At 41.2% G+C, this 26,640-nt stretch carries 22 protein-coding genes; 12 read left to right on the forward strand and 10 right to left on the reverse strand.

Going from position 1 to position 26,640, the window contains the following annotated elements:
• Window positions 1-142: 142 nt before the first annotated feature.
• The 3 genes from NSMS1_RS24670 to NSMS1_RS24680 all read left to right on the forward strand — a co-directional run bounded on the left by NSMS1_RS24670 (window position 143) and on the right by NSMS1_RS24680 (window position 7,939).
• Window positions 143-1,678 (forward strand): DUF11 domain-containing protein, encoded by a 1,536-nt coding sequence (locus tag NSMS1_RS24670; RefSeq protein ID WP_224087324.1) that lies wholly within the window; start codon window positions 143-145, stop codon window positions 1,676-1,678.
• The gene (locus tag NSMS1_RS24675) at window positions 1,675-5,475 is read left to right on the forward strand and encodes a TonB-dependent receptor (RefSeq protein WP_224087325.1); all 3,801 of its coding nucleotides are present in this window, start codon (window positions 1,675-1,677) and stop codon (window positions 5,473-5,475) included. Before NSMS1_RS24670 ends, NSMS1_RS24675 begins: the two co-directional genes overlap by 4 nt.
• An 85-nt stretch (window positions 5,476-5,560) precedes the next feature.
• The gene (locus tag NSMS1_RS24680; protein ID WP_224087326.1) at window positions 5,561-7,939 is read left to right on the forward strand and encodes a hypothetical protein; all 2,379 of its coding nucleotides are present in this window, start codon (window positions 5,561-5,563) and stop codon (window positions 7,937-7,939) included.
• Window positions 7,940-8,005: 66 nt separating this feature from the next.
• On the opposite strand, the gene NSMS1_RS24685 is transcribed toward NSMS1_RS24680, so the two are convergent.
• Window positions 8,006-8,266: a MoaD/ThiS family protein gene (locus tag NSMS1_RS24685; RefSeq protein WP_224087327.1), complete on the reverse strand. Its 261-nt coding sequence runs from the start codon at window positions 8,264-8,266 to the stop codon at window positions 8,006-8,008.
• Window positions 8,267-8,399: 133 nt separating this feature from the next.
• Here NSMS1_RS24685 and NSMS1_RS24690 point away from each other — a divergent pair, with 133 nt between their 5' ends.
• Complete coding sequence (locus NSMS1_RS24690) at window positions 8,400-9,731, forward strand: Rieske 2Fe-2S domain-containing protein (protein WP_224087328.1); 1,332 nt, start codon at window positions 8,400-8,402, stop codon at window positions 9,729-9,731.
• A 131-nt stretch (window positions 9,732-9,862) separates the two neighbouring features.
• Window positions 9,863-10,690 carry a class I SAM-dependent methyltransferase gene (locus NSMS1_RS24695; protein ID WP_224087329.1) on the forward strand — a complete coding sequence of 276 codons (828 nt, stop codon included), beginning with the start codon at window positions 9,863-9,865 and terminating at the stop codon, window positions 10,688-10,690.
• A gap of 25 nt (window positions 10,691-10,715) precedes the next feature.
• Here NSMS1_RS24695 and NSMS1_RS24700 read toward each other — a convergent pair whose 3' ends face one another.
• From NSMS1_RS24700 to NSMS1_RS24710, 3 genes are all read right to left on the reverse strand, one after another.
• The gene (locus tag NSMS1_RS24700; RefSeq protein WP_224087330.1) at window positions 10,716-11,339 is read right to left on the reverse strand and encodes a J domain-containing protein; all 624 of its coding nucleotides are present in this window, start codon (window positions 11,337-11,339) and stop codon (window positions 10,716-10,718) included.
• 210 nt (window positions 11,340-11,549) lie between these two features.
• Window positions 11,550-12,143, reverse strand: a complete 594-nt coding sequence (locus NSMS1_RS24705) for an ATP-dependent Clp protease proteolytic subunit (protein WP_224087331.1) — start codon at window positions 12,141-12,143, stop codon at window positions 11,550-11,552.
• A gap of 121 nt (window positions 12,144-12,264) precedes the next feature.
• Complete coding sequence (locus NSMS1_RS24710; protein ID WP_224087332.1) at window positions 12,265-12,927, reverse strand: ATP-dependent Clp protease proteolytic subunit; 663 nt, start codon at window positions 12,925-12,927, stop codon at window positions 12,265-12,267.
• Window positions 12,928-13,177: 250 nt separating this feature from the next.
• Here NSMS1_RS24710 and NSMS1_RS24715 point away from each other — a divergent pair, with 250 nt between their 5' ends.
• Both NSMS1_RS24715 and NSMS1_RS24720 read left to right on the forward strand, forming a co-directional pair.
• On the forward strand, window positions 13,178-14,431 hold the full coding sequence (locus tag NSMS1_RS24715; protein ID WP_224087333.1) for a vWA domain-containing protein: 1,254 nt from the start codon (window positions 13,178-13,180) through the stop codon (window positions 14,429-14,431).
• Window positions 14,428-15,711, forward strand: a complete 1,284-nt coding sequence (locus NSMS1_RS24720) for a vWA domain-containing protein (RefSeq protein WP_224087334.1) — start codon at window positions 14,428-14,430, stop codon at window positions 15,709-15,711. Before NSMS1_RS24715 ends, NSMS1_RS24720 begins: the two co-directional genes overlap by 4 nt.
• 402 nt (window positions 15,712-16,113) lie before the next feature.
• On the opposite strand, the gene NSMS1_RS35495 is transcribed toward NSMS1_RS24720, so the two are convergent.
• From NSMS1_RS35495 to NSMS1_RS24735, 4 genes are all read right to left on the reverse strand, one after another.
• On the reverse strand, window positions 16,114-16,362 hold the full coding sequence (locus tag NSMS1_RS35495; RefSeq protein WP_411908647.1) for a DUF6745 domain-containing protein: 249 nt from the start codon (window positions 16,360-16,362) through the stop codon (window positions 16,114-16,116).
• A 21-nt stretch (window positions 16,363-16,383) separates the two neighbouring features.
• Window positions 16,384-16,650 carry a hypothetical protein gene (locus NSMS1_RS24725; RefSeq protein WP_224087335.1) on the reverse strand — a complete coding sequence of 89 codons (267 nt, stop codon included), beginning with the start codon at window positions 16,648-16,650 and terminating at the stop codon, window positions 16,384-16,386.
• A 459-nt stretch (window positions 16,651-17,109) separates the two neighbouring features.
• A complete protein-coding gene (locus tag NSMS1_RS24730; RefSeq protein ID WP_224087336.1) occupies window positions 17,110-17,745 on the reverse strand; it encodes a hypothetical protein in 636 nt (211 codons plus the stop codon).
• 481 nt (window positions 17,746-18,226) lie between these two features.
• A complete protein-coding gene (locus tag NSMS1_RS24735; RefSeq protein WP_224087337.1) occupies window positions 18,227-18,664 on the reverse strand; it encodes a VOC family protein in 438 nt (145 codons plus the stop codon).
• 124 nt (window positions 18,665-18,788) lie between these two features.
• Between NSMS1_RS24735 and NSMS1_RS24740 the strand changes: the two genes are divergently transcribed.
• The 4 genes from NSMS1_RS24740 (at window position 18,789) to NSMS1_RS24755 (ending at window position 22,431) form a co-directional block, all read left to right on the forward strand.
• The gene (locus NSMS1_RS24740) at window positions 18,789-19,544 is read left to right on the forward strand and encodes a dienelactone hydrolase family protein (RefSeq protein WP_224087338.1); all 756 of its coding nucleotides are present in this window, start codon (window positions 18,789-18,791) and stop codon (window positions 19,542-19,544) included.
• A 274-nt stretch (window positions 19,545-19,818) separates the two neighbouring features.
• Complete coding sequence (locus NSMS1_RS24745; protein ID WP_317986534.1) at window positions 19,819-20,703, forward strand: sulfonate ABC transporter substrate-binding protein; 885 nt, start codon at window positions 19,819-19,821, stop codon at window positions 20,701-20,703.
• 73 nt (window positions 20,704-20,776) lie between these two features.
• Window positions 20,777-21,913, forward strand: coding sequence for an FMNH2-dependent alkanesulfonate monooxygenase (ssuD, locus tag NSMS1_RS24750; protein WP_224087339.1), 1,137 nt, complete (start codon window positions 20,777-20,779; stop codon window positions 21,911-21,913).
• A gap of 56 nt (window positions 21,914-21,969) precedes the next feature.
• Complete coding sequence (locus tag NSMS1_RS24755) at window positions 21,970-22,431, forward strand: CYTH domain-containing protein (RefSeq protein ID WP_224087340.1); 462 nt, start codon at window positions 21,970-21,972, stop codon at window positions 22,429-22,431.
• Between the two features lie 83 nt (window positions 22,432-22,514).
• Here NSMS1_RS24755 and NSMS1_RS24760 read toward each other — a convergent pair whose 3' ends face one another.
• A complete protein-coding gene (locus tag NSMS1_RS24760) occupies window positions 22,515-23,015 on the reverse strand; it encodes a fatty acid hydroxylase (RefSeq protein WP_224087341.1) in 501 nt (166 codons plus the stop codon).
• A gap of 509 nt (window positions 23,016-23,524) precedes the next feature.
• Between NSMS1_RS24760 and NSMS1_RS24765 the strand changes: the two genes are divergently transcribed.
• Window positions 23,525-24,241, forward strand: a complete 717-nt coding sequence (locus NSMS1_RS24765; protein ID WP_224087342.1) for a haloacid dehalogenase type II — start codon at window positions 23,525-23,527, stop codon at window positions 24,239-24,241.
• Here NSMS1_RS24765 and NSMS1_RS24770 read toward each other — a convergent pair.
• Complete coding sequence (locus tag NSMS1_RS24770; RefSeq protein ID WP_224087343.1) at window positions 24,163-26,526, reverse strand: bifunctional serine/threonine-protein kinase/ABC transporter substrate-binding protein; 2,364 nt, start codon at window positions 26,524-26,526, stop codon at window positions 24,163-24,165. The two genes, NSMS1_RS24765 and NSMS1_RS24770, sit on opposite strands and share 79 nt — an antisense overlap.
• Between the last annotated feature and the right edge of the window lie 114 nt (window positions 26,527-26,640).

Raw genomic sequence — 26,640 nt, forward strand, 5'->3', positions numbered from 1 at the left:
ACTTAGTGTATCTAGATTTTTTAAGACGTAATAAATCATCCCTACAGATAGGGTTTTGATTTTTACTTGGCTGATGGAAATTTTGTAATTTAAAAATGTTTTTTTTAACAAAAATCAGGGCGTTTCTTAGGAGAAAAATTCAGTGATCCGTCCTCTTAGGAACAAGCAAATTAATTTCAGGAGTAACTGGTTTAAAAGGCTAACCACACCAGTTATTGTAGGTGGTTTTTTGCATACTACCATCACTATACCAGCAATCGCACAAAATGCTGGGATTATCGGTATTACAAACCAAGCTACTTATACATATTCTTATGAAGATGATGGCAAAAAAATTACATATGAAAGAACTACCGAGCAAATAAATGTCAATCCTAGCCCATTGGTTGACCCATTAGGAAGGATTTTAGGCTGTGGAGGTACAGTTTTACCAGACTATACAGGTTTTTCTGTAGCTGTATATGAACCTAATGCAAACGACCCCACGGGAACAGAATTAGGAAAATTAGTTTCGCTAACGCGCACAGAAGTACCTGATATTCCTAATAACAATATTCCTGGTGGTTTAGCGCCAAATACACAAAATAGTAACCCATATTTTATTACTAACAACCCACCGGGTGTATATAATTTTCTTCTTGATCCGAATCGAGGTCAAACCAATCCAGGGAAAAATTACATTTTTGTAGTCAATCCCCCCTCTGATTCCGTATATCAGCAACGGCGGATTAAGATTCAAATTCTTGATAATAGCAACATTAATAACAACAATGTTGTCAGATATGTTGCCACTTCCCTTGATGGTCAACCAATTAGAACTACAGGGGAAACAACTATAGAGGATAGGGTAGTTTTGGTTCCTAATGCTGAATTAGTGGGACTTGATTTACTAGCATTTGAATTTACTACAAATATGTGTCAGCCGAGTCAGGTGCAACTGACCAAAACAGGCGATCGCGCTGCGGCTGAACCTGGAGATACCGTTATATATCGTCTTTCAGCTAAAAATTTATCGGACGTAGCTTTAAATAATTTAGTAGTTACTGATAATTTACCCTTCGGTTTTAATTTTATTCCTAAATCTGTGCGGGGTGAATTGAATGGGCAGCCAATTACTTTTACTCCTGTTAGTAATGGGAACACCATTACTCTGCGTACTAATATCAGTCTTCCCGTAGGTCAAGTAATTAACATAGCTTATGCGGCTCAATTGACTCCTGATGCTGTACGTGGTACAGGTCGCAATAGTGCGATCGTCAATGCTCAACGCGCTGACAATGGATTTAGGACTAAAGACGGCCCAGCAACGCATTTACTGAAGATTCGCCCAGGTATAGTTGCAGATTGTGGCACAATTATCGGTCGGGTATTTGAAGATAAAAACTTTGATGGTGAACAGCAACTAGGGGAAAGGGGGATTCCCAACGCTGTGATTTTCCTCGAAGATGGGAACCGCATCACCACAGATCCCAAGGGTTTATTTTCCTTAGCCAACGTCTTACCTGGAAGCCACACCGGAGTATTAGACCTTAGTAGCGTCACTGGATACAAACTAGCTCCTAACAAGAAATTTAAGGAACGCAATAGTCAATCTCGCCTAGTGCGCTTAGAACCTGGCGGCTTAGTCAGGATGAACTTTGCCGTGACTCCCATCACAGAGGAGGTAGTGAAGCCATGAAACCTGTAAGTATTTTGAATTTGCAGTTGATGGGAGCAATGGCTGGGGCTTTGAGCTTCGTTTTATATCCGGTAATAGTTCATGCTGAGGTTCAGGAAAACCCCTCCTCTACAGATGTAAAGAAGTTAGATGCAACATCTCTACATATTTCCCCTTCCCTACTAGGGAAGGGGGTTAGGGGGTTAGGTCAAACATCTCAGTTAACCCAGCAAGAAATACCAGCCCCCTCTCCAACCCTCTCACGCCAGTTGCTACAACGGGAGGAACCCCCGCCGCAACGCACTGGCTCCCCTACAGATGTAGAGACGTTGCATACAACGTCTCTACACCCAGTAGAAAATGGAGTTCAAAGCAACGAAGTAAAAAATTTACAACTATCCACAACTGCTATCCAACCATTCCAACCAGCAACGGATACGCCCTTACCAAGAGGCTTACGCAAATTAGTTGCTCAAACAGAAGGAGGAAAAGAACAAACTTCTACTAATGCCACGGGAGTAAAAATCTTAACTCCCACTCTTGACAGTCGTTTAGATGTGCCAGCGACTAGAGTATCGGTACAATTTCCGGCTGGTAGTCAAGTAGAATTACGAGTAAATGGGGTATTGGTAGATGCTGCTTTAATTGGACGTACTGAAAATGATGCTGATACTAATTTAGTAACGCAGACATGGTATGGTGTATCTCTCAAAGAAGGTGAGAATATCCTATCTGCCCAAATCGTGGGGGGAACGGAAGCGCCTGTAACCGTGAGAATCCTAGTGCGGGGGAAGGCTAAGAAATTAACCATAGAAACCGTTGAATCTCGTGTTCCGGCTGATGGGCGTTCCACGGCGACAATTCGCGGTCAACTGTTGGATGAAAATGGCAATCCTTCTTATCAAGATGGTGTTGTCACAATTATGCCCACGGCGGGAGAATTGCTAGGACAGGACTTTAAACCGGAAGAACCAGGGTTTCAAGTAGAGGCGAAAAAAGGTGAATTTACGGCAAAATTGCGATCGCCTCTGCAAGCACAAAATGTCACTATCCGCGCGTTCACTAATAATTTAGAAGCCTTTACTCAAATACAATTTGAAACAGCCCTTCGTCCTAGTTTGGTGACTGGGGTAATCGATTTACGTTTAGGGGCTAGAGGTACAAACTATTACGATAAGTTAAGTAATTTCCTCCCACCGAACCGGGACAATAGTACCCAGGTAGATTTTAAATCAGCTATCTTTGCCACGGGTGCGATCGGTGAGTGGTTGTTTACAGGTGCATATAATAGTTCTCGTCCTCTGAACGAAGATTGTAACTGTGATAACCGTCTTTTTAGGTCGTATCAATTTAGCGAACGAAACTATCCGGTTTACGGCGATAGTTCCACAGTAGATGTTGTTACACCTTCAATAGACAGCGTATATCTGCGTTTTGAGCGTTCCACTGGTATTGCTGGTGCTGCGCCTGATTTTGCTATGTGGGGCGACTACAATACCGAAGAATTTGCCCGGACTTCTCAACAATTTACCGCCGTTACTCGTCAACTCCACGGCTTTAAAGCTAACTACAACTTCGGGAATCTGCAATTTACAGGGTTTTACGGTAATAATGTAGAAGCCTTTCAACGTGATACCATCGCGCCTGATGGTACGAGTGGGTATTATTTCCTCTCCCGGCGGTTGGTAGTTGCAGGTAGTGAAAACATCTTCATTGAGTTGGAAGAATTGAATCGCCCTGGTACAGTTCTCGAACGGAAATCACTCAGTCGCGGAGCAGACTACGAAATCGATTACGATCGCGGTACCATCTTATTCCGTGAGCCAATTTTGCGTACCGATGTAGATGGAAACGGACAAGTCCTAGTTCGTCGTATCGTTGCTACTTATCAATATGACAGCAAGAACTCAGAGAGCAACATCTATGCAGGTCGTTTGCAATACAACTTCTCCCGCACAGCCAACCAAGAGAGTTGGCTAGGTGCAACTTACCTCAGAGAAAATCAGGGCGTGCGGGATTTTGAACTATATGGCGCAGATGCGAGGTTTTCTTTTGGTTCCCAAGGCGAATTAATTGCCGAATATGCCCATTCGACGAATAATTCTGACGTGATGGGGCTGGTAAGTGGTCAAGCATACCGATTTGAAGCCCAAGGAACGATTTTCGCAGGTTTGCAAGGTCGTGCTTATTATCGCTATGCAGATACAGGCTTTGCCAATAACGCCACCATCAGTTTTACACCCGGTCAGACTCGTTATGGGGCGCAATTAATCGGGAAGGTATCGCAAACTACCAATCTGCGCTTGCAATACGACCATGAAGACAACTTTGGCATTGCACCCCAACCTCTAGATACATTTGAAGAGTTATTTTCTCCCCGTTCTGAAGCCATCCCTGGTAGTAAAGTTGATAATTCCCTGACAACGATTTCGGCGGGGATTCAACAACGGTTAGCTAAAGCCACTATAGATGTAGATTGGATTCAGCGCGATCGCCAAGACCGGATTCCCAATAATGCTTTAAATAGCACATCTAGTCAATTACGTAGTCGTTTCACATATCCCCTCACCAACAACCTGAGTTTCCAAGCCCAAAACGAACTCACCTTATCTTCCCAAAAAGACACTGTGTATCCAGACCGCACTGTCTTGGGGCTAAATTGGGCGGTTGTTCCTGGTGTAAATATCAGTCTGGCTCAACAGTATTACAGTGGTGGTCAGAATGCGGGTAACTCTATCACCAGCTTGAATATTAACGGTGAACACAAACTTGGTTCTGATACCACCCTCACAGCTCGTTATTCCATTCTTAATGGTGCTAATGAATTGACGACTCAAGGAGCTATAGGTTTAAACAATCGTTGGATGATAGTTCCTGGTTTGCGGCTGAATCTAGCTTATGAACACATTTTCGGCAGCTTCTTCAACCGCACAGCCGCAGGTCAACAATTTGCCCAACCCTTTGCTGCTGGTCAGAGTGCGTCGGCAATTGGATTTAATGGCGGCGATAGTTACAGTGTCGGTCTGGAATACTCTGATAACCCAGAATTTCAAGCCAGCGCTCGTTATGAACATCGCACCTCTGCTGGTGCTTCCAACACTGCCATTTCCGCCGCAGCTGTGGGAAAAATTTCCCCAGCACTTACAGCTTTGGTACGCTTTCAACAAGCCAATTCTGCCAATCAAAAGCTAATTGGGTTGGGTGATACGGTCAATTTGAAGGTGGGTTTGGCTTACCGTGACCCCAACAACGATAAATTTAACGCCTTGTTGCGCTATGAATACCGGGAAAATCCCGCCACTATTCCCGACACTATTTTATTAGGTAGTGGTACGGGTTCCCAAGACCATACTTTTGCTTTAGAAGCTATTTATGCGCCTAATTGGCAATGGGAATTTTACGGTAAGTATGCCTTGCGTAATAGCACTTCTTATTTAGCAAGCGATTTAGCAGGTACGAGTAAGGTGAATTTAGGACAATTACGTGCTACTTATCGCCTGGGTTATAGTTGGGACTTGGTTGGTGAGGCACGAGTAATTAGTCAGTCTAGTTATACAGAAACGGGTTTTGTCGTGGAGGCTGGTTACTATTTGAGTCCTAACCTGCGTTTAGCTGCTGGTTATGCGTTTGGCAGAGTCGATGACAGAGATTTTTCTGGGACGCGATCGGCTGGTGGCCTGTATTTGGGTTTAAGTGTCAAGCTGGATGAATTATTTGAGGGCTTTGGACGACAAAAGCCTGTCCCCCGCCAGCAACAAGCATCAACAACCTCAGCCAATAAACTCCAAAATGTAACGGTGGGGAGAGATGCACCATGACGCATTTATACATTAAGTCAATTTGCTTGCAGGAGGATGTAGTGAATCAGTTATGAGCCTATTTTTTAAGTATCTTTTAAAAGAAATGGTATTACAGAGACGTTGTGCGAGAGTTAAATCTCCCAACCGACAGCGAAAATGGCTTGGTAGCCTAGCGTTATTATTATGTACCTGGGGCTATTGGATACAGTCGGCTCAAGCTGAAGGTAGTAGGAATCTGTACCCTAGTGGAGCTACTGGTTCTAGAGCTAACTTGGAATGGCGAAACGAAAATTTTGCAAACTTAATTAAACGACGTACCCTGTTAAAAGTTTATGCCAACGCCGGAGAGTATATCTTACTAGGTTCCAGTGCTGTAAATGTAAATAGTGCTACTTTGGCAAATACTACAGGTGATATCTATGTTTATAATCCCGGCTTAGTAGGAGGTTCGGTAGGTAGTGAAACCATTCCGAGTACACCCAGTTTTAAATGTACTTCCCAACCTGGACGAGGGATAATTAATAGTAGAGCCGAGGAACTAGCAGGGCCTAAATATATTGATGGCAATGGTAATACTACGGGTAATACTAATGGATATACACCTTGTTACTATCAAGCACCAACTACAGGAATTTATGATGTCGTCATCTTTGGCCCAGATGGATTTACTGCTAGTGGTGATGGATCTGTCTCAGGTCAAATTAGCTTAAGTAATAGTAACAATTTTGACGCTACTCAAAAAACTAATGTTGCCGCTTGGGATGTTACTGTTCGTAGTAGCACTAGTCCCACAATAGACTTAACTGGACGTTTATTCTCTTACTATTTAGCATTATTTACAGGAGCTAACAATAGACCACTTTATTTCACCATCTATCCTGTTACAATTGATGGCTACAGATACAAAACGGACGTTCGCGGATTAGATCCCAACGGATTTGTAGTTTATGGAAACCAAGTGGGTTTTTTTGATAGTGATGGTACAAGCACTTTGTATCACAATATTGTGGGTACTGATGCACAAGTTTCTAACCCACAAGGCGGGACACAATTAGCGCGTCCCCAATTTCCAACTTTTTTCAATCAGCCTGCTCCCAACGCTTTAGGTTTTATTAATCGTTATGACCGCAATGGGTCTTTCCAAGGTACAGGTATCACAACTAATCCCATCGCTCCAGGTGTAAGTAATCCTAATTTTACTGGTAATCTTTCCGGTAACAACAGTAAGGTGAATACTGGTGGTAATTTTACTTTTAGTAGCAATGCTACAGGAACCTACGAAATTGTGATTAGAGGTAGCGGTAGTACAGATTTTGACCCTACCAATCCCAAAAACCGAGTTTTAAGGGGTTTTATCGACTCAACTGGTACACAAACTGTTGCTTGGGACGGTAAAGATAATAGTGGTAATTTCTTCCCCGTAGGCACAAATTACCAATTCAGAATCAGAGCTAGGGCGGGAGAATATCATTTTCCTGTATTAGATGCAGAAAATAACTTCTCTGGTGGTCCAACCATCACCCTGCTGAACCCTCCTAGTGGATATCCTACGGACTTACCAGGTTTTGGTGTAAGAACGGGTTTTTATGACGATCGCGTTTATAAAACTAAAGGTGGAACAATTGTCAATACAGGAGCAACGCAAGCTGATATTGATAATAATGCGCCCCTTTGTGGCATTAACCCACCAACTATTACATTTAGTAATCAAATTACAGGTTTTGATACCAGTTCATCAGATCGTAAGTTTGGGCAGTCGGGTAACGCAGGTAATGCCAACACTGTCTGTACAGGCTCATTTGGAGATACCAAAGGTTTAGATCAGTGGACGTTCTTCCCCAGCAGTGCTATTAACAATATTCTCAATATTCTCAGTATCCCCAGATTACTTTTAGTTAAACGTATCACCCGCATTAATACCCAAGACTTAACTAGTATTGTAGATGGTGTTAGTAATGTGCCACCTACTGCTAGTAATTATGTAGCAGCACCAAGGGATGGTGATGATAATGATACTAAATGGCCTAGTAATTACTTGCGTGGTTCAATTAATGCTGGCAACGTTAAACCAGGGGATGATATTGAATACACTATTTATTTCTTATCTAATGGAGATGGCAATGCAAGCAAAGTGCAATTCTGTGATTTAGTCCCAAGTAATGTAACTTTTATTGCCACTGCTTTTAATGGTTTAACCCCTAATGATGGAGGTACATCTGGGGCTGATCAAGGTATTGCTATGGCTGTCGGTTCTACTACACCTACAGTTTATTTTAGTAATGTAGCAGATAGCGATCGCGCTACTTTCTACCCAGCCAATGACCCAGCTACACCAAGTTTTTGTTTTGGTAGTAATACCAATGGGGCTATAGTCGTCAATATTACCCGCGACACTGTTTTACCTAGTCTACCTCCTGCTACTGGTAGCGGTACACCAGCTAATTCTTATGGGTTTGTCCGCTTTCGTGGGAAGGTGAAGTAGAGAGGAGGAGATGAGGAGAAAAAACTACTAACCACTGTCAACTGTCAACTGTCAACTGTCAACTAACTACCCCCCACTAACTGGCGGTATCAGCACTACTTCATCGCCGTCTTTTAAGGCTGTATCGGGTTCGACAAATATTAAATTAACGCCAAAGCGGGTAAGGTCGCGCCATTTGGCGAGTTCTGGGTGTTCAGTGATTAGGCGATCGCGGACTGCGCTAACTTGTGTACCATCGGGAAATTCTAGTACTATTTCTGATACTCCATAGGCTTCCTGATACGCTGCAAATAGTTTAACGGTAATAGTAATTGCAGATTTGGCCATATTTTTGTCCTCGGTTTGATTGTGCGAGGAATTTTTTAAGAACAGGGAACACACAAACATTTTTTACCAATTTGAGTGATGATCAGAATTGGCAGATAGTCAATCATTAAAATTCATCTCATTTTACGATCAAATGGAACCTGAGTTTAATTTTTTTCAGCACTGGTATCCTGTCTCTCCCATAGAAGACTTAGATTCTCAACGCCCCACCCCTGTTACTATTTTGGGAATGGCTTTAGTAATCTGGAAGCCTCCATCCTCAGAGACTTTTCGAGTATTTTTAGATCAATGTCCCCACCGTTTAGCACCTTTAAGTGAGGGTCGGGTTGATGATAAGACAGGCAATTTGATGTGTAGTTATCACGGTTGGGAATTTGACGCTGAAGGTATTTGTACTCAAATTCCTCAAGCTGAAAATGCAGAAATAATTACCAAAAATCAGAATAATTTCTGCGTAATTTCGCTGCCAGTTCGTCAAGAAAATGACTTACTTTGGGTTTGGCTTGATGCTCAATCAAAGGAATTAGCTAATCAAACACCATTACCTTTATCACCGCAAATAGACGCAAGTAAGGGTTTTGTTTGGAGTTCTTTTGTCCGTGATTTAGACTATGATTGGCAAACCTTGGTAGAAAATGTGGCTGATCCTAGCCATGTTCCTTTTGCCCATCATGGAGTGCAGGGTAATCGGGAAAAAGCAACACCAGTACCTTTAAAGATTGTGCAATCTAGTGCAAATTTGATTGAAGCGCAAGTTGACAGAAACCTCAAAAGTACAATCACCTTTGAACCTCCTTGTCGTTTGGAGTATGCAATTAGTTTTGGCAGTTCTGACAGACAGGTAGGGTTAATTACTTACTGTATTCCGGTATCTCCAGGTAAATCAAGGATTGTTGCTCAATTTAGCCGTAATTTTGCTCCAGGACTGAATCGTATTAAGCCTCGTTGGTGGGATCACATTACTAATCGAAATTATGTTCTTGATGGAGACATGATTTTACTCAAACAGCAGGAAAGTTTCCTCCAGCAAAGACAAGCACGGGAAACCTGGAAGACTGCATATAAGCTACCCACAAATGCCGATCGCCTGGTCATTGAGTTTCGCAAGTGGTTTGATCAATATTGTCACGGTCAATTACCTTGGCAAGCGGTAGGGATAAAAATTCCCGAAAACCCAACACTCAACTATAACCGTGAGGTTGCCCTAGACCGTTATACACAACACACGCAGCATTGCAGCAGTTGTCGTCAAGCATTAAAAAATATCCAGCGACTACAACTGTTCCTTTTAGGATATTTTGTCATCATTATTTCTGGTGCTGCCATTCTCCCCGACTCCTTACGAGTGAAGTTAGGTTTACCTTTAATAATTACAGCACTACTAGGATTAGGACTTTACTCTTGGCTAAAATTATGGCTTGTGCCTAAATTTCACTTTGTGGATTATATTCATGCGGAGAGATAAATAGTACTAAGTTAGCGGTAGCGGCGCGTTTAGCGCGTGCTGAGAAATTTTGAATTGATTACTCCATCATCGCCCTCAAACTAGACCTTATCTGTAGATTAAAACCCTAATGTACGTCAGAATAGGAAACAATGACATCTGACCCAACTCCTTACTCTGCATTCCAGCAGTTCGAGCGTGAGAGATTCTCTTTGATAGCTCAAGACTATGACCAAGCGATCGCTGCAACTACGTCTCAGGTAAATGACGCTCTACTAGATGCTATAAAAGTAAAATCTGGTGTGAAATTATTGGATGTCGCTTGTGGAACTGGGTGGCTTAGTGCTGCGGCAATTAAGCGCCAAGCTATAGTTACCGGATTAGACTATGCAGAAAATATGGTGGCTATTGCTAGAGAGCGGTGTCCACAAGGTAGGTTTTATCAGGGAGATGCTCTTAATCTTCCCTTCGATGCCAATGAGTTTGAGGCTATTGTCTGTAATTTAGGCATCCTTCATTTTCCTGAACCCGAACGTGCGATCGCTGAGTCTTTTCGAGTGCTAAAATCTGGCGGGTATTATGCTTTTACCTGCTGGACACCACCAACTCGCAATCCGTTCATGGCTTTGATATTGGGTGCAGTACAAAATTACGGCAACATGAATGTGGATTTACCACAAGGCCCGCCCCTATTCCGCTTTGGCGAAGCTACAGAATGCTATCATGTCTTAAGCAAGGCAGGTTTTAATCAAGTGTTCATCAACGAATTGTCTATAAACTGGACTTTTTCTCAAGCCCAAGATGTAATGCCAACCGTTGTTGTCAGTACAGCACGTCTTGGGCCGCTACTAGCCATGCAAACCCAAGAGCAGCAACGTAATATCGAGAGAGCAATTATTGAGGGAGCATCCAGGTATTCCACAGACAATGGTGTGGAAATCCCTGCTTCTGTGGTGTTGGCTGTAGGTAGCAAACCGTGAGTTTTGGCTGTTGACTATTGATTAATTAAAATATCTGCTCTAACTTTTGAAAGTCACGTTGTACTTCCTCCCATAGCGCTTTGTTATGGGGGTCTGTTTTTAAAGCTTTTTTCAGATAAACTCTGGCTTTGAGGAGTTGATTTTCATTAATCAAAGCGCGTCCCCAAATTTGATAGGCGATCGCTTGCCATTGGCGAACTTCTGCATCCTTGGGTAGACGCGCTGACAAAGCCTCTGCTAAGGCGATCGCTTGTGGAAATCTTCGCTCACGCAAAAACCGTTGCAGTTGTTCGTAAGTCTTCCACTTTAACCTTTGTTCGATTTCTGCAATATTTGGCGGTTTTGCTGCGGGTGGTTTTTCCGTAGTGACTGTAGCGGTGGGCGCTTTTTCCTTACGGGTGGTTTGTGTATTATCGCTACTAACTGTGGTGGTCTGCTGAGACTTTTGTACTGTCTCCTGTGGCGGTACGACAGTCAACAGAAATCTGTAAGCCTCAGTTAAGGCTATAAACTTATCTTGAGCTTTTTGATCACCGGGGTTGATATCAGGATGATATTGCTGCGCCAGCCGTCGGTATGACGCTTTAATATCAGCAAATGAAGCCCCCGACCTTAAACCTAATAAACGGTAGCAATCTCCGAGATCCATTTTGATCTACTTAATTTATGTAATGTCCAGCAATCAGCGATGAGCTTCTATGCTGAAATTTCTAATAATAAACAATAATCTTATAGTTTATAGTACATTTTTGACAGTTTTTTTAAATATTAGGTAATGGGTAATAGGTAATGGGTCATGGGTAATTCATAATTTATAATTTCCCCTACTCCCCACTGCCTACTCCCCACTCCCTTACCCTTACAGGCGTTCCTCAATTACACGGTCAATCAAACCGTACTCCTTAGCCTCTTGGGCGGACATGAAAAAGTCGCGATCCATGTCTTTTTCAATTTTGGCTAGGGGTTGACTTGTGTTGTTAGCGTAGATTTGGTTTAGTTGGTGGCGAATCCGCAAGATTTCTTTGGCTTCGATTTCGATGTCGGTGGCTTGTCCACGGGTTCCGCCGGAGGGTTGGTGGATCATAATCCGGGAATGGGGTAGAGCGAGGCGTTTGCCTTTTGTCCCAGCCGCCAAGAGGAAGGAACCCATTGAAGCTGCTAAACCTACACAAATTGTTACCACATCTGATTTGATGTGCTGCATTGTGTCATAAATCGCCAAGCCGGATGTTACCATCCCACCAGGGGAGTTGATATATAAATAAATGTCTTTACCTGGGTCTTCTGAATCCAGATACAACATGACGGCGATGATTTGGTTAGCAATTTCATCATCGACATCACGTCCCAAGAAAATAATTCTTTCCCGGTAGAGGCGATCGTAAATGCTAATCCAATCGGTAAATTGACCGCCTGGCATCCGGTACGGAACTTTAGGAACTCCTATAGGCATTTTGTTGACTCCGTTATAAATAGTTGGTCATGGTGCATTGGGGAGTGGGAAGATGAGGGAGTGGGGGGAGATGAGGAAGAAATTATAAACTTCTACCTTCTGCCTCCTGCCTCCTGCTTTCTTAAAGCACACTTGCTGGTAGGGGTGGGTTGGCGAGTTCTTCTTTTTCAAAGACTCTATCAATCAAGCCGTACTCCTTGGCTTGGTAAGGAGTCATGTAGAAAAGACGATCCATGTCTTTGGTGATTTTTTCTATCGGCTGTCCGGTGGTTTGAGAGATAATCTCAACCATTGACGCTTTGTTTACCAGAACTTCCTTTGCCCGAATTTGGATATCCGTTGCTTGACCTTGGGCATAGCTCTTGGGTTGGTGCAGGATAATTGAGGAGTTGGGTAAACTAGCGCGACAACCTTTTGTACCAGCACTGAGTAACATCGCTGCCATACCCATCGCTGAACCGATGCAAATGGTGTGAATTGGGGGCTTGATGTACTTCATGGTGTCGTAGATGGCGAAAGCTTCGGTTTCAAAGCCGATGGGGTCGCCACTATAACCGGATGTGCCAGTGGAGTTGATATAAATTTTAATGGGTTTTTCGGGGTCGTCGGACTGTAAATACAATAGTTGAGCAACTATCAATTCCGTAACAGCAGGAACCAGTGGCATCCCCAAATAGACTATTCGTTCCTTGAGGAGGAGGGAGGGTAAATCTGGCGGCGGTGTCCTGTAGGAGTTGTCGCCGTAGTAAGGGGCTTGAACAGCCTTGATGGGGAGGTTTTCCATAGCAACTGATCGCCTAAAATTAAGCCGTTAACTGTAATACATCCTAGCGTGATGCTTGCTCGGTTGATGTGCGGTTTTCTCGCTAATCAACACTGAGTTAGCTTCTGCCAATAAATGATCTCTAGGATATTCTGAGTATATTATCTGAAATATATAGATGAATTGGCTTTAATGAAGTTTTCCGTAGTGCTGGTGTAGCGCTTTGGAGTTATTTATGAATATGTGTATTCTCAATTAGGAAGCAGGATTTATGAAAGTTAATTTGCAGCCTGTCCTCAATGATGCCAATGTGGACGCGCAACAGTCTAGTAGTCAGCGTCAGTTGGCAATTTCAGTTTCGGCTGATGCTGAACCACAAGACCGCAGTGTACCGCTAAATTTATGTCTGATTCTCGACCATAGCGGTTCTATGAATGGACGACCGTTAGAAATTGTCAAACAGGCGGCGATACGTTTAGTTGACCGACTTAAAGTTGGCGATCGCCTGAGTGTGGTAGCCTTCGATCATCGTGCTAAGGTCTTAGTACCCAATCAAACCATTACTGACCCAGAACAAATCAAAAAACAAATTAATCGGTTGGCTGCGGATGGGGGAACGGCAATAGATGAAGGTTTGCGGTTGGGAATTGAGGAGTTAGCTAAGGGTAAGAGAGAAACGATTTCTCAAGCTTTCCTGTTAACTGATGGGGAAAATGAACACGGTGATAATAATCGCTGCTTGAAATTTGCTCAGTTGGCGGCTGGTTATAACTTAACTTTGAATACTTTGGGATTTGGCGACAACTGGAACCAAGATATTTTAGAAAGAATTGCCGATGCTGGTTTGGGAAGTTTGTCTTATATCCAGAAACCCGAACAAGCAGTGGATGAGTTTGGTCGCCTGTTCCGACGGATTCAAGCTGTAAGTTTAAATAATGCTTATTTACTGTTGTCTCTTGCGCCTAATGTCCGTTTGGCAGAACTTAAACCCATCGCCCAAGTAGCACCAGATACAATTGAGTTGCCTTTGCAGCAAGAAACAGATGGTCGGTTTGCTGTTCGCTTGGGTGATTTGATGAAGGATGTAGAAAGGGTGATTTTGGCAAATATTTATCTGGGACAGTTGCCAGAAGGTAAACAACCGATTGCCAATGTGCAAGTACGCTATGATAACCCAGTACAAGAACAGACGGGGTTATTCACTCCCAATATCCCTGTTTATGCCAATGTTGTCAGGGTGTATCAACCAGAAATTAACCCAGAGGTGCAGCAGTCGATTTTGGCTTTAGCTAAGTATCGGCAAACTCAGCTAGCAGAGGCGAAATTACAACAAGGCGATCGCGCAGGTGCGGCTACTATGTTACAAACTGCTGCTAAAACTGCCCTACAAATGGGTGATACAGGTGCGGCGACAGTTTTACAAACCTCTGCGACTCAACTCCAAGCTGGGCAAGATTTATCAGAAAGCGATCGCAAGAAAACTCGGATTGTCTCCAAAACCGTCTTGCAAGATACCACTAAATGAAAGTCCAACTGCTAACAGCCTTAAGTGATACCAATATTGATGCCACTCAATTAAACAGTCAGCGTCAATTAGCCATTTCTATTTCTGCGATTGCCGAGCAGTTTGAGCAAAATTTACCGCTCAATTTATGCTTGATTTTGGATCAAAGTGGTTCCATGCACGGTAAGCCGTTGAAAACGGTGATTGCAGCTGTAGATAAGTTAATAGATCGACTAAAGATTGGCGATCGCATCTCAGTTGTGGGTTTTGCGGGTTCTGCGACAGTCATTATCCCCAATCAAGTTGTCGAAGATCCTGAAAACATCAAAACTCAAATTAGGAAGCGATTAAAGGCTAGTGGCGGTACAGTTATTGCTGAGGGTTTGCAACAAGGAATCACAGAACTGATGAAGGGAACAAGAGGTGCTGTTTCCCAAGCATTCCTCTTAACAGATGGTCATGGTGAAAGTGGTATCAAGGTTTGGAAGTGGGAAATTGGCCCAGATGATAGTCGACGCTGTTTAGAATTTGCTAAGAAGGCGGCGAAAATTAATCTCACTATCAATACTTTGGGATTTGGTAACAGTTGGAATCAGGATTTATTGGAAAAAATTGCTGATGCTGGTGGGGGAAGTTTAGCTCACATTGAGCGTCCAGAACAAGCTGTGCATCAATTCAATCGGCTGTTTACGCGGGTGCAGTCGGTGGGGTTAACTAATGCTTACCTCATGCTGTCCCTTGCGCCTAATGTCCGGTTAGCAGAACTTCGACCCATTGCCCAAGTTGCCCCTGATATTATTGAGTTACCTGTAGAACCTGAAGCAGATGGTAGTTTTATCGTTCGCTTGGGAGACTTGATGAAAAATTGCCAAAGGGTAGTTTTGGCGAATCTTTACTTGGGAAATTTACCCGCAGGACAGCAAGTAATTGGCAATGTGCAAGTCCGCTATGATAATCCGGCTTTAGATGAAGAAGGTTCGCTGTCACAGGTTTGGCCTGTATATGCAAACGTTATGCAGGCTTATCAAGCAGATTTTGACGCGGAAGTACATAAATATATTTTGACCTTGGCTAAGTATCGCCAAACTCAACTAGCTGAGACTAAATTACAACAAGGCGATCGCACTGGTGCTGCGACAATGTTACAAACGGCTGCGAAAACGGCTTTGCAAATTGGTGATAATAATGCAGCTACGGTTTTACAAACTTCTGCAACTCGCCTCCAAGCTGGGGGAAAACTGTCGGATGCAGAGTTGAAGAAGACTAGGATTGTTGCTAAAACTGTTTTACAAAGTTTTTAGTTGACTACTGACTCAGGAATATACTTTTTAAATTTAGTAGTAATATCAAGTTGGGCTAATTACTTATAATCAGGAAGCATTCTTGAAATTGTTGAGGATGAATCCGTGCAAATACTTGTGCAAAAGAACATCATTTCGCTCATGAGTAGGACACTTGCCATCCTGCTGCGCAAAGGAGTGTTTTAAAAATTAAACCATACACTGCGTGGCCAAGTTTGCACAAAACTAGGCAGATTAAGAGTATGTTTCAGGACTTACGCACCAAGGTTATCTGTTAAGACTGGGGTCACGGGTGTAAGGGTGTAGGGGTATAGGTTTTGAACGCTTACACCCCTACACCCCTATACCCCTATACCCTTGTCCAAACCATTGATTTTTCGTTTTCATGCGTAAGTCCTGTGTTTATTCTTTAAATAAAATTGTTCCGTGATTTGCATATACACTGAAGCCATCAGCAAACTGAATAGCAAGAACTCCTTCTCCATGAAGATTATTTTGTTCATCCAATCTAATAATGCTAGGACGATTAGATATAAGGCATACATTTTCATAAGGAAATATCCAACCATAATTACTAATTAAGATTTTAAATATTTCCCAGTCTCTAGAATTATGCTCGCAACCTAATACTGAAATACAAAAGTCACACAAGCAAGCTCTACTAATTTTACTCTATGAAGAAAAACAATTATAAATTTCAGCTACAGATGGCTCAAATTCGTTTTGGGGATTAAGTATCTTATCATACCACAATACATTACTTAATATTTCCCATTCATTTCCAAGTTCTATCTCTAGTTTTTCCTCTAGTAAATCCCAAAATGGCAATAGTAATGAGTCTGTAAAAAAATTACCAAGTTTAAATGATAATTCCTTAGCTAAATAAGACAATAATTTTTCTTCTATCTGTTTTTCAATTTTAGCTTGTAATAAAATCAAACTTATATCAAATAAATCTAGTATACCTTTACCTAATGAGTTTCTTAATTCATCTGTTTTTGCTATTGCTTTTATTGCTTGATAAGGACTATGAAAAAAAAATATAATTTGGTTTATTTAATCCTATTAAAGTATAAAGATTACTAATTATATCCGTGTTTTTGTAATCTAAAAAAGACGATAATCCAATATTTAACCATTTATTTTGATATTCTGGTATAAGTTTTTCTTGTTGTATGAGTATTTTTTGAATCATAATGTTTATCAGTTTTTTGTATGTCTAAAATTAATTCTCAAATCCTCTTAAACCGAAAAAATTATTTTTTTATCTGTTAAAAAACCATTAATTCAACTTGGCACTGCTTGTCGTGGCTCACCAGTACTCACTTTACGTTTAATATTATAAATAATTTCCTAAATATATTCAAACACAGATAACAACACCAATACTTAAATTTTCTACCTACTGACAAAAGCAAATGAGTTGATAACTTGTTGATAAGCTCGGCGATAAATTACATCATGATTACCGCCAATTTTAGAGAAGGTAAGAACAATGATGCGAGAGTCTCTAGGGTTGACAAAAACAACGTTTTCACTAGCATATAAACCATCAGACTGGAATTTTATTCCCGTTTGACCAGCAATTCTCGCAGTTCTGAAATCACGGGTCTGGCTAAATTGGTTACTTTGTTTAACCCAATTCTGCAACGGCAATTTTTTAGGATTGTTGTACACTCTGACGTTAACATTGGGTGGGTATTCTGTGCCGCCTTCATAAGCTCCAGCACGAATTTTTTGGGCGTGCTGCTTAGTCCAGATATCAATCGTAGCTAAGGCTGAATCAACACTATTTGAGGGTGTAGATATATTTCTATCGATAACAAAATCTTGGGGGTAGGTAAACCGAAATTTATAGCGATCGCTCCGATAAACACCTTGGCTTTGTGCCACAGTTTTAGGTGTTGATTTTTCTAATCTCACCTCATCTTTAGTAGTTAATGAAGAAGCAACCACAGGTTTATAAGACATCGCTCCTACTACTACCAAACCCATCAATATCGGATTTACTATCAGTTTGTAATCAACTTTCATTATTCACTCCTGTAAGTTTTGGCTACATATAGGATTCCTACTTGATTTTTGAACAGATACGTAGATGAGTAGTTAGCGACAGCGTAACGCACCGAACCTGTTGCTTTGCGTGCGTTACGGCTTACGCCTAACACACCCTACATATACTGAGATTTTTTCAGAAATCAAATCGGATTCCTATAGATAGATCCAATATTTATAAGAATGTTTCCGGGAGTCGAATAGGTTGAGGTGCGATCGCCTAATTTACAGACTTCAATATAATTCAAACAAGAGCATTAAAACGCTTATAGACACGCTCCAAAGTATCTTGGTTCGGATATCATAAAGCTCATGTAATTTATTCATAAAATTCATGCTAATTTTGCAATAGTATATTTTAAAACACATCCATAACTGGCATGATGAATTAGTTCATAGTGTTGTTGTTTGTTGTGATAGGCGGAAGTTTCTTGAAAATCCGCCTACTTTATCTCTTAATTTATAGCCGTGTGGATGAGACAAGTGATGGCTCGGAAACACGGTTTAACTGTGCGTTTTCTGAGTGAGAACTGACAAACTCTGTAATTTCCAGACGATTCCCAGCCGGATCTCGTAAGAAGAAGCGCTTGAGGTTGGGAACGGGTGCATGATCGGGAAGAATTTCTACTCCATACGCTTTCAGATGTTCCTCAAAAGCATTCAAATCATCGACTTGAAAACATATATGTCTTCTAGATGCTTGGTTGTTGGAGTTGGGTTCTTCACCGAGGTGTATTTGAATTTGTCCTAAAGCATACCAAGCACCAGCTACATTTTGCGCTACTTCAGGTCTGGGAATTTCCTCTAATCCCAAAACTTGGCTGTAGAAATTCAAGGTTGCATTTCCCGCTTCCGGTGGATAGGTGACTAAAACGTGATGAACTGCTTTTAAACTCATCTTCATTCTCCCAAAGGACTTGCCTTTGCACTTTGTTTGTGAAATACTACTCTTAAAAATACGGTAAATCGATAAAGTTTTAGTATTTTTACAGAACTCATTGCATAAAGACCTTATCCCTAAAATGACAAACACAGAAATTCGCACTAACTACGTTAAGGTTCCCAATGGTGACTTACAAATCGATGCTTATCTAGCGGAACCGACAAAACAGGGAAGATTTCCGGCTGTGATTGTGATTCAAGAAATCTTTGGCGTTAACATTCACATTCGGGAAGTTGCAGAGAAATTAGCCAAAGAGGGTTATGTAGCCATAGCACCAACCCTATACCAACGCACCGCACCCGGTTTCGAGGCGGGGTACACAGGCGAAGATATCCAACGTGGTAGAGGCTATAAAGAACAGACTACAGCAGCAGAAATATTGAGTGATATTCAAGCGGCGATCGCTTATTTGAAGAATTTACCAAATGTGCAACCAGATGCGATCGGTTCTATCGGTTTCTGCTTTGGTGGACACGTTGTTTACTTAGCTGCGACTCTCTCAGACATCAAAGCGACAGCTTCTTTCTACGGTGGTGGTATCCCCAACTCCACACCAGGAGGTGGTGAACCTACCATTACTCGCACCCCTGATATTAAAGGTCAGATTTACGCCTTCTTTGGTAAAGAAGACCAAGGTATTCCTTTAGAACAGACAGAACAAATAGAGGCTGAATTAAAGAAATATCAGATACCTCACAAAGTCTTCCGCTATGACGGCGCAGGACACGGTTTTTTCTGCAACCATCGCGCCAGCTACAACGCCGAAGCTGCTGCTGATGCGTGGACACACGTTACTGAATTGTTTCAGAAAACTCTTCTACTTCAGACTGTTTGATATTTAGTCATTAGTCATTAGTCCATAGTCATTAGTTATTATCCTCTGCTCCTCACATTTTTATATCCCTAATCAAGAGTAAGTAAAATATACTCCATGTCCAGCACATTCAAATTACCAAGAATTAACTTATTTCAGCGTGTCTCCCTGTTTGTAGTACCAGGAATTTTAACACTGACAACTACTTTAATTAGTTACTACTTTAATTAGTTGCTCAGTTGATACTCCAAAAGCAGAAAATAAAACTACTGGTTTTACAACCAAAGTTGTCCGTATGGGGTATCAAAGTGCTGGAGACATAGTAAGACTAAAAGGAGTACTTGAAAAACGTCTGCAACCGTTGGGTGTTACTGTCGAATGGGCGCAATTTGCTGCCGGGACGCAACTTATGGAAGCCATGAATGTTGGTCGGGTTGATATTGGTTCTGTTGGGGAAACTCCGCCAATATTTGCCCAGGCTGCTGGTACATCATTAGTTTATGTTGCTAGTAATAAGCCTGGAACTGGTGAAGGTAGTGGTATTGTAGTTCAAAACAATTCACCTATTCGCACTTTAGCTGACCTTAAAGGGCAAAAAATAGTTTTTCAAAAAGGTTCAGCTTCCCATTACTTATTAATTAAAGCTTTGGAAGAAGCGGGTTTAAAATATAGTGATGTGCAAGCAATTAGTATGCCTCCTACAGAAGCGCGTGGTGCTTTTATTCAAGGCAAAATAGATGCTTGGGTAACATGGGACCCGCATTTAGCTTTAGCCCAAAAAATTGGTAAGGCTAGAGTTTTAAGGAATGCAAGCGGTATTGCGACTCAAGGCGGATATTACATGGCTGCACGCAAGTTTGCTACCGAAAATCCAGAGTTAGTGAAGTTAGTTCTGGAAGAAATTAATAATGTTGGTAAATGGGCTGAACAAAATCCCGAAGAAGTTGTCAAATTAACCGCACCTCATCTCAAACTGGAAAAAGACGTTTTAACAACAATGGTCAAACGCCGCACTTATGGTTTAAGACCAATTACACCAGAAATTATGGCAGGGCAACAAAGAATTGCTGATTTATTTGCTCAAGAAAAAGTAATTCCTAAACCCATTGATGTTAAAGAAGCAATGCTAACTACAGAACAATACGCAGCAATTACACCTACAACTATTAGTCAGAAATAGTTTGTAGTAAGGACTTTAGTCCCTGTTTTAATTTTGAATTGATTTTAGCCGTGTAGCATGAGGAAACAGGAAAATGGAAGTATTTTGGTATTTACCAACTCAAGGAGATGAGCGATATTTAGGTACACCAATCGGTAGGCGACAAGCTAACTATCCTTATATGCAGCAAATTGCCCAAGCTGTGGATAAGTTGGGCTTTGGTGGGATGTTGATTGGTACTGGACAAAAACAAGATACCTGGATTGTTGCTGCTTCTTTGATTCCTGTGACTCAACGCTTGCGGTTTCTCGTGGCTTTTCGTCCAGCGATTATGTCGCCTTCCTTGGCGGTGAGAATGGCGGCTACATTTGACCAACTTTCCAACGGTCGAATTATCTTAAATGTAGTGACTGGTGGCGATACTAAGGAATTAGCTAAGGATGGCGTATTTTTAGATCATGACCAGCGTTATGAATTGACTGATGAGTTTTTAACAATTTGGCGATCGCTTATGCAAGGTGAGGAGGTAACATTTACTGGTCGTCATCTCAAGGTTGCAGAGGCTAAACTGCAATTTCCACCAGTACAAAAGCCTTATCCTACCTTATATTTTGGTGGTTCTTCCGATGCGGCGTTGCAAGTTGCAGCCAAACACATTGATGTGTATTTAACCTGGGGTGAACCACCGCAACTAGTAGCCCAAAAAATCGCCAAAGTCCGCCAATTAGCAGCAGAACAAGGTAGAACTGTGCGTTTTGGGATTCGGTTACACGCTATTGTCCGCGAAACCGCTCAAAAAGCTTGGGATGCTGCCAATGAACTGATTCAATATGTAGATGATGCAACAATTGCATCAGCCTATGAAAAGTTTGCTAGGTCTGAATCAGAAGGGCAACGCCGCATGGCACAATTGCATCAAGGTAATCGCCACAACCTAGAAATTAGCCCTAATTTGTGGTCTGGTGTGGGTTTGGTGCGTGGTGGTGCGGGTACAGCTTTGGTAGGGGATGCAGACACAGTTGCAACCAGAATGCTGGAGTATGCAGATTTAGGAATTGATACCTTCGTCTTTTCTGGCTATCCCCATTTGGAAGAAGCTTATCGAGTAGCTGAACTTCTATTCCCCCGTTTACCCTTACAAGCGCCTACTGTTGCTGTACCACAACAAATCCCGACTGCATTTAATGAATTTGTGACGAAAGGCGATTTACTCAAGCCTCAGCCTGTGTAGTTGAACTTGTTTTGCTGGGGTGTTAGCATTCCCAGCAAATAGAACATATAACAGTAATGGCAAAAGAAATTGAGCGCAAATTTTTAGTCAACGGCGACAGTTGGCGACAGTTAGACGAGGGTAGCCTATACCGTCAAGGATATATTGCTTCACAAGGGGCTACTGTACGTGTTCGCATTGCAGGTAATCAAGGTTACTTAACTATTAAAGGCCCCACAGTTAACTTTTCCCGCTCTGAGTTTGAGTATTCTATTCCCCTTGCAGATGCTGAGGAAATGCTTGATACTTTGTGCGATCGCCCTTTGATTGAAAAAACTAGATACAAAATAGAATGGTCTGGTTTGGTTTGGGAAGTAGATGAGTTTGCAGGGGCTAATCAAGGTTTGATAATAGCAGAGGTTGAGCTGACTGATGAAGCACAACAAGTTGAAATACCTGATTGGATTGGCACAGAAGTTACTGGAGATGTCAGATATTACAATAGTTATTTAGTTAAGCATCCTTTTTCAGATTGGTAATGGGTAATTGGTAATTGGTAATTCAATAATATTTTTTAGGTGTGTAAGGGTTTCGCTCACTTACACCCTCACACCCTTATTTACTAGATTCGAGAGTAACGGAAACGCATTCTTAATAGTCTTAACCAGCGTAACCAAATTTGGGCAGGTTGCTCAAAGAAAGTGAAAATATCACCAAAACCCAGGCTTGTTTTTCGATGGTGTAACCAGTGTCTTTCAGGGGTGGTAATAAATAAGAGTTGGCATAATGTAGACACAAGTTTAGGAGTTTGCCAACCTAAAGCTGTTACGTGTCTCCACCATACATGAAATTGTCCTAACAATAACCCAGCAATCACACCAATGGGAGAGAAAGTCCACAAAAATACTGCCACTATTAAATAAGGTAAAGCTCCCAAAATGCCATCTAATAAAACTTGGATATTAAGAGTCAAAATAGCATAGTGGCGAAAGTTTTTCTTCCATGAGTGGTGTGTTTTTAAATGGAGGCTACCAAAAACGTGTTCGGGTACGTGATAAATAAATGTAGATAAAAAATCGCCAAGAACTAATAACAGCCAAGCAACAGCGATCGCCTCAAGCATTTGTACTCCTCAATTTCAGTTAAAATACACCACACAAAACAGTGAAGCTAATGCCGTTAACGCAGACACACGGTTTTACTCTAGTTTCTCTGTCTACGTTTGGGCTGGTTTTATTTAACAATTAAGTAATTGATAATATTGCAACTCCATGTATTTATGTCCCTAATTACATGAAAGCGCAATCCTGGAGAGCTTCTTACTAAGATTCTGCTTTTGAGCTTTTGGTATCGATACATCTAAACACCGATTGACTTGCCGTATTTTATTATAAACTCCCTATAATTTTCTTATGAAGGCATATAACATAAGCAAAGAATGAGTTAAATTTAGTAAAAATTTAGGTTAAATTTTCTTTTCTGCGCCTTACTCAGTAGTAGCATGAAATCATTGCATAATAAAAGACATTCATATCTGTATATTAGAAAAGAAGCATTGCTTCAAGATGCCTTAGAGTAAAGGTTTTCCGATGTATCTATTCAATGTGGTTGAAAATTTGTGGAGTAAGATTTGTGATTGACTTAAAGAAATATGAAGCTCTAACGTTTGATTGCTACGGCACTTTAATTAATTGGGAAGAAGGCATATTAACATCAATTAAGCCAGTATTGCAAGGTCATAATATTAATTTGGCTGAAGAAAAAATTTTAGAAATTTTCGCTGAATTTGAATCGGAGTTAGAGCAAGGAGAATACATTACTTATCGAGAAGTGTTGAAGGGAGTTGTCAGTAAATTTGGCGATCGCTTTAATTTTCAGCCAACAGATGATGAACTAAATTCCTTGGCTAATTCCCTCCAGTATTGGCAACCTTTCTCTGATACAGTAGCAGCCTTAAAATCTCTCAAACAAAAATTTAAACTAATAATCATCTCAAATGTAGATAATGACTTATTCGCCTTCTCTGCAAAACATCTACAAGTAGAATTTGATGAAGTAATCACCGCAGAGCAAGTAAAAAGTTATAAACCCTCCCTCAACAACTTTAGACAGGCAATAGAGAGAATTGGTATCCCGCAGGAGAAAATATTACACGTTGCTGCTAGTATTTATCATGACGTTGTTCCTGCCAAATCTTTAGGCATATCAACAGTGTGGGTAAACCGCCGCACAGGTAAACAAGGCTCTGGTGCAAGTTTACCTGCAACCGCTCAACCCGATTTAGAAGTACCAGATTTGCAGACATTGGTAGCACGAAAGCTTGGCATAAATACAAAACTATCGGAATGACAATCACGCTGTACTGTAACCATTGTAATTTGCCCACTGAGGCGATCGCTTCCTTGAAATCGAATTACTCCCGTTGCACCCGTAACTTGAATTTGGCTAAGTGCTTGCTGAATACCCAGCCTTGTGGGTTTCAGACTTAAAGCTTGACTTAAAACTAGTGCTGCATCATAGCTGGTAGCAGTTCGCCAAGTAATTTCTAAGTTACTAGAGAATGTCTGTATATCGATTTTCCAAAGACTTTGAGCTTGCTTAACAAAGACTGAATTAGGATCATTTATTGAATGCCAAGGAATAGCCCATGCTGTATATTTAATAACTTGTGGGGAAAGAACTTGTTCTGGCTGGAGTAAACTAGAACTGTAGAGACTATCACCTGCTACAATCCAACTTTGGTTGACATTTGATTGCATGACTTCCAAGGCATTAGGAATAGCATTATACAATCCCACTCCCGCATCAGGAATCAACACAATTGCCGTTGAGCCTTGAGTTTTGGCTTGATTAATTGCTGTCTCGGCATCAAAGCGATCGCTAGCCAGATTAAAGCTGCTTTGATGGTTAATTATCTTACCCTGAGATAATTTGGCTGCTTCTCGAAGCGCACTTGCTAAAGATTCGGCATACTCACTGCTTTGACTGTAAAAAATAGCTGCTTGACGTTGGTTTAATTCAGAAAAAATGTAAGATACTATCTTTTGAGCAGTAATGCGATCGCTAGGAACAGTACGAAAAAACCAAGGATTTTGGAGATTATGAGAAGTGCTAGTAGCAGAAATTGCCACTATTTTTGCTTGACGATAAATTGGTAAGGCTTGTTTAGTTGCTTCGCTACTGTAGTGACCTAAAACAGCTAATAAATCACAATAATTGACTAAATGCTGGGCAATTTTGCGGGCATTATTGCCGCTTCTACTATCTTCCCGATTACTATCATCAGCAATAATAATTCGTAAGGGCTGACCTTTTTGCAATGCCTGAGTTTGAGCTTGAGCGACACCCCTGAGTATTTCTATACCTATAGCAGTACGGCGTTCTAAAGGAACTGCAACAGCAATTGTATAAATTTTATTTGCTGAGAATTGTTTGCCAATTTTGGCATTATTCAAATAAATTAAAGTTTCTACATCTGCTTCCCGACGAAAAGCTTCTTCAAATAAACGCACAGCCTCCGTAAAATTTTGCTGGCGATACTGTTCAATTCCTAATTCCTTCTTTTCTGGCGGCTTGCCATCTCCCCAATAATTGCTAGGAATTAAGCTTTCTTCTCCACAACTGAGATGATCGTTGAGTATTTGGTCACAAGTCCTAGCTGTAGAGATTTCTTGGTATATCTGTTGTCCAGCCCAAAGGAGGAATACAATAGAAGTTATTGTTAGGAATAATTTTTGCCATTTAACATAGATAGGCTCCTCAATCTGAGCGATTTGATTGAGAATGGCTTGAGCAGTTTGTGGACGGTGCTGTGGGCGAAAAGCAGTCATCGCCTGAATTAGCAAAATTAGTCTTTTGGGTGTTGTTTTATCTTGGATATATCTAGGCCAATTGCGTAAATTTTCTTGGTGAGCCTGTGCTGGGTTAATCCCTGTTAACAAATAAATCAAAGTCCGACCCAACGCATAAAAATCTGATTGGACAACAGCGTGACCATTAAGTTGTTCAGTAGCAGTATAACCAATTGATTGAATAACTGTAACTGGATTGCCGTTAACAATAGTTTGGGTCAACTGCCTAGCAGTACCAAAATCAATTAACACTAGTCTGCCATCAGGACGCAGCATAATATTTCCTGGCTTAATATCCCGGTGGAAAAACTTCTGCTTATGGACAAATTGCAGAATATTAGTTATCTGCTTGAGCCAATCTAATGCTGTTTTATAAGATGTTACATATTGATTTTCATCTAACCAATTCTGTAAATTTTCTCCTGGTATTTTCTCCATGACAAAACAGCGTAATTGACAACCTGTATTTAAAACTAGCGGAAATATGACTTCCCCCACAGGTAAACCAGGGTGTCGTAAAGTTGTCAAGATTGATGCTTCTTGCTCAAATAGTCGCTCTAGCTCCGGCGAAACTTGTATGAGAGACTTGAGAACTTTAGGCTGGTTTTGGTTAACTAAATCTTCAACTTCAAATACTTCTGTATAAATACCTGGATCAGCTTGTAAAGGACATCTAATTCTGTAGCGATTCTGTAATATAAGCGGTGTTTGACATTGTTGACATACCGCACAATTATCAGGATTTCTTCGTTGTGAACAATCAGGATTTATGCAGTACGACATAAACTAAAAATGATAAGCAAATAATTATATTTTAAAAACGAAAGTTGTTAATAATAACATTATAAATCATTTCAATTCCGAATTTTGACTAATACTTTGATTTAGAGATAGAGG

It is taken from the genome of Nostoc sp. MS1 (genome assembly GCF_019976755.1).
Lineage (GTDB): Bacteria > Cyanobacteriota > Cyanobacteriia > Cyanobacteriales > Nostocaceae > Trichormus.